Below are 3948 nucleotides of genomic sequence, written 5' to 3'. Positions count from 1 at the left end.
TCCTCGAACGTGCCTCGCAGCGTCGAGGGCGTCGATTCCCACCCCGCCGACCGCAGCAGGGGCGCGCTGTGTCGTCCGCCCCGATGCCACGCGAGCGCCGGCGCTCCCGACCACCCGTCGGCCTCGACGGCGAGCAGCGGAACCGTGCGCGGGGCGTCGAACGAGCTGAACGTGACCGATCCCGTCGACGACGCGCGCAGCGCCTCGAGGTCGGCGTCGGCGAGCTCGGCACCCCAGTGCAGCAGACGCGCACGGTCGGTGTCGATGACGACGCTCACGCCGGCCGAGGTCAGGTGGACGAGTTCGCTCATTGCCGCTCCAGACGAGAAGGGAGGCCCACCCGTGAGCATACGGGTGGGCCTCGCAGGGTGTGACGGATGCAGGATGCTGCAGGTGCAGGATGCTGCGTGTGCCGGATGGTTACTCGGTGACGGGGATCGACGCCGCCTTGAGGGCGTCGACGGTCGACGTCTGGCCCTCTTCGATCGCGTCGAGCAGGGTGCCGCTGCCGCTGACCGCGGCCTTGAAGCCGTCGGAGACGTCGGCGTACGTCTGCGTCATGGTCGGACCCCACGCGAAGTCGGGCGAGACCTGCGTGGCCGCCTCGGCGAACACGTCGTAGATCTTCTGGCCGCCGTAGAAGTCGACGCCCTCGGCGTAGACCGGCAGGGTCAGGCCCGCGGTGGTGGCCGGGTAGAGGTTGGCGGCCTCGGCGAGCGCGGTCAGCGCCTCGTCGGACGTGTTGAGCCACAGCGCGAACTTGGTCGCCTCGTAGACGTGCTCGCTGCCCTTGAGGACGGCGGTCGACGATCCGCCCCAGTTTCCGGCGGCCGTCGCTCCGGCGTCCCACTGCGGCAGCGGTGCGACGGCCCAGTTCCCGGCCGTGTCGGGTGCACCGCTCGAGATGGAGTTGGCGCCCCAGACGGCGGAGTTCCAGGTCCAGACCTCGCCCGAGTTGTAGGCGTTGTTCCACTCGTCGGTCCAGGCGGGAACCGTCGCGACGAGGTCGTCGTCGAGCATGCTCTGCCAGAACTCGGCGACCGTGGTGGTGGCGTCGTCGGCGAGGGTCACGGTCCACCCGGCGTCGTCGCTCGAGAACCACTGCGCGCCGTCCTGCCAGGCGAAGCCGGCGAACTGGTTGATGTCGGACTGCGAGAAGTTGGTGATGTAACCGCCGAGTTCGCGGACCTTCACGGCGGCCTCACGGTACTCGTCCCAGGTGGTCGGGATCGCGATGCCGTTCTGCTCGAACAGGTCGGCCCGGTAGAACAGCGCCATGGGGCCGGTGTCCTGCGGGATGCCGTAGACGCTGTCGGTGCCGAGCGTGACCTGTCCCCAGGCCCAGTCGACGAACTGGTCTTCGGCGGCGACGACGTCTTCGCACGCGCTGAGGTCTTCGACGCCGTCCTGCACGAGGAAGTTCGGCAGGGCGTCGTACTCGATCTGGCCCAGGTCGGGGGCGTCGCCCGCCTTGATCTGGTTGAAGAAGTTCTGGTACGTGCCGCCGTTGCCGTTCGGGCCGGTCTGCACCTTCACCTGGATCTCGGGGTTGGCGTCGTTCCAGATCTCCACGACGTCTTCGATGCCGGGGATCCAGGAGGTGAACTCGAGCGTGACGTCGCCGTCAGCCGGGGTGCATGCGGCGGCTGCATCGCCGCCGGTGCTGTCTCCGCCGCCGGCGGAGCAGCCTGCGAGCGCGAACGCCGAGATGGCGATGACGGCCGCTGCCTTCTTCTTCGAATGCATTTCGATCCCTTTCATGGATGCGATGTGGTGCGTGTGGTGCTGTGGGTGGGGGATGGTGCGGGTGGTGCGGTGCCGCGCGGTCGAGCCGCGCGGCGGCCTGCTCACTTCAGGGCGCCGGCGCCCAGTCCGTTGCGCCAGAAGCGCTGGAGCAGGAGGAAGGTCACGATCAGCGGGATGACCGACAGCAGAGCGCCGATCAGCACGAGACCGCGGAGTTCGGGCAACTGGTTCAGCTGGTTGTTCCAGTTGTAGAGACCGAAGACGACGGGGAAGAGCTCTTCGCTGCGCAGCATGATCATCGGCAGGAAGAAGTTGTTCCAGATGGCCACGAACTGGAACAGGAACATCGTCACGAGGGCCGGGGTCATCAGACGGATGCTGACCGTGAAGAACGTGCGGATCTCGCCCGCACCGTCGAGGCGGCTGGCCTCGAGCAGCTCATCGGGCACCGACGAGCTCGCGAAGATCCGCGCCAGGTACACGCCGAACGGGCTCACGATCGACGGCAGGAACACCGACCAGAACGTGTTGGTCAGCTGCGCCTGGCTGAAGATCAGGAACAGCGGCAGCGCGAGGGCGGTCGCCGGCACGAGCACGCCGCCGAGCACGATGTCGAACATCAGATCACGGCCGCGGAAGCGGTACTTCGCCAGGGCGTAGCCGGCCATTGCCGCCAGCAGCGTGGCGATCGCCCCGCCGAGAGCGGCGTAGAGCACCGAGTTCAGCAGCCAGCGCAGGTAGATGCCGTCGCGGTAGGTGAACAGCTCGGCGATGTTGTCGAACAGGTGGAAGTCGGCGAACCACAGCGGAGCCGTGGTCAGGATGTCTCCGGTCTCCTTGCTGGAGGCGACGAGCAGCCACCACAGCGGCAGCAGGAAGTAGACCGTGAACACGGCCATGATCAGCATCGCGGCGGTGCGCGAGATGCCCGATTCGCGAGCGGCCTTTCCGCCCGTGGCGGTGCCGCGCTTCGACGCGCGACCCGGGGCGACGATCGACATGGTGCTCATGCGTTCTGCTCCTTGCGCTGCATGTACTTCATGAATCCGAACGACAGCACGAAGGTCGTCACGGCGAGCACGACCGAGAAGGCCGCCGCCAGGTTGGTGTTCGGGATGGACGCCGTGGCGTAGACGGTCATGTTCGGGGTGAAGGTGCTGGTGACCGCCGAGCTGAACGACCGGAACACCTGCGGCTCGGCGAGCAGCTGCAGCGTGCCGATGATCGAGAAGATCGCGGTCATGACGATCGCGGGCCGCACCAGCGGGATCTTGATCGACCAGGCGATGCGCCACTGGCTCGCGCCGTCGAGGCGAGCCGCCTCGTAGAGCTCCTGCGGGATCGAGAGCAGCGCCGAGTAGATGATCAGCATGTTGTAGCCGACATAGACCCAGGTCACGACGTTCGCGATCGACCACAGCACCAGATCGGCGCCGAGGAAGTCGATGTTCTTCGTGATCGCGGTGAACGGCGACAGGTTGGGCGAGAACAGCGAGCCCCACATGATGGCGGCGATCACGCCGGGCACCGCGTACGGCACGAAGAACGCGAGACGGAAGAAGCGCTTGCCGCGCACGAGCGGCGAGTCGAGAAGCAGGGCGAAGACCAGGGCCAGGCCGAGCATGACCGGCACCTGCACGACGCCGAACATCAGCATCCGCCCCATCGAGGCCCAGAACGCCTCGTTCTGGAACACGAGCACGTACTGGGTGAGGCCGCCGAACACCTCTTCGGCCTTGCCGAAGGTGCCGTCGCGCTTCACGACCAGCAGCGACTGCCAGAACGCGTAGGCGATGGGCACGACGTAGAACAGCGCGAAGAGCACGCCGAACGGCACGAGGAGGAACGCGATCGCGCCCTTGTGCGGGATGCGGCGGCGGCGACCGGGCGCCGCGGGCGCCGAGCCGACCGCCGGGGCGGTGAGCGTGGTGGTCATACATCCTCCTTGATGATGCGGACGGCCCCTGCCGGGACGAGACCGGTGGCGGGTGCGTCGGTCACGAGGTCGTGACCGGATGCCGGGATCTCGGCATCCGTGGATCCGTGGTTGATGACGAACAGGTAGCTGCCGTGCTCGCCGGTGCGCCGGACGATCTCGACGTCGGGGCCGGCTCCGGGAGTCGGCTCGCCCCCGGCCGACTCCGCGAGCCGCCTGCTCGAACTGCGACTGGTACAGACGCCAGTAGGCGCCCTGCGCGGCGA

The 3948-nt window shown here is 67.8% G+C and carries 4 protein-coding genes and 1 pseudogene; all 5 read right to left on the bottom strand.

From position 1 onward, the window contains the following. Positions 1-311, bottom strand: a pseudogene (locus RTM68_RS17495) (alpha-galactosidase); the annotation flags it as partial. A 109-nt stretch (positions 312-420) separates the two neighbouring features. Then, the gene (locus RTM68_RS17490; RefSeq protein WP_312173416.1) at positions 421-1746 is read right to left on the bottom strand and encodes an extracellular solute-binding protein; all 1326 of its coding nucleotides are present in this window, start codon (positions 1744-1746) and stop codon (positions 421-423) included. 101 nt (positions 1747-1847) lie between these two features. After that, positions 1848-2747: a carbohydrate ABC transporter permease gene (locus tag RTM68_RS17485; protein WP_396654247.1), complete on the bottom strand. Its 900-nt coding sequence runs from the start codon at positions 2745-2747 to the stop codon at positions 1848-1850. Positions 2748-2752: 5 nt separating this feature from the next. Then, positions 2753-3682, bottom strand: coding sequence for a sugar ABC transporter permease (locus RTM68_RS17480; protein ID WP_312173410.1), 930 nt, complete (start codon positions 3680-3682; stop codon positions 2753-2755). Beyond that, positions 3679-3948: Beta-galactosidase C-terminal domain (locus RTM68_RS17475; RefSeq protein ID WP_312173408.1), on the bottom strand; the 270-nt coding region annotated here is incomplete at its 5' end. The genes RTM68_RS17480 and RTM68_RS17475, both read right to left, overlap by 4 nt.

Source organism: Microbacterium sp., from assembly GCF_031988965.1.
Taxonomy (GTDB): domain Bacteria; phylum Actinomycetota; class Actinomycetes; order Actinomycetales; family Microbacteriaceae; genus Microbacterium.
The sequence above is the reverse complement of the archived record's forward strand: the minus strand, read 5'-3'. Positions and strand labels throughout refer to the sequence as shown.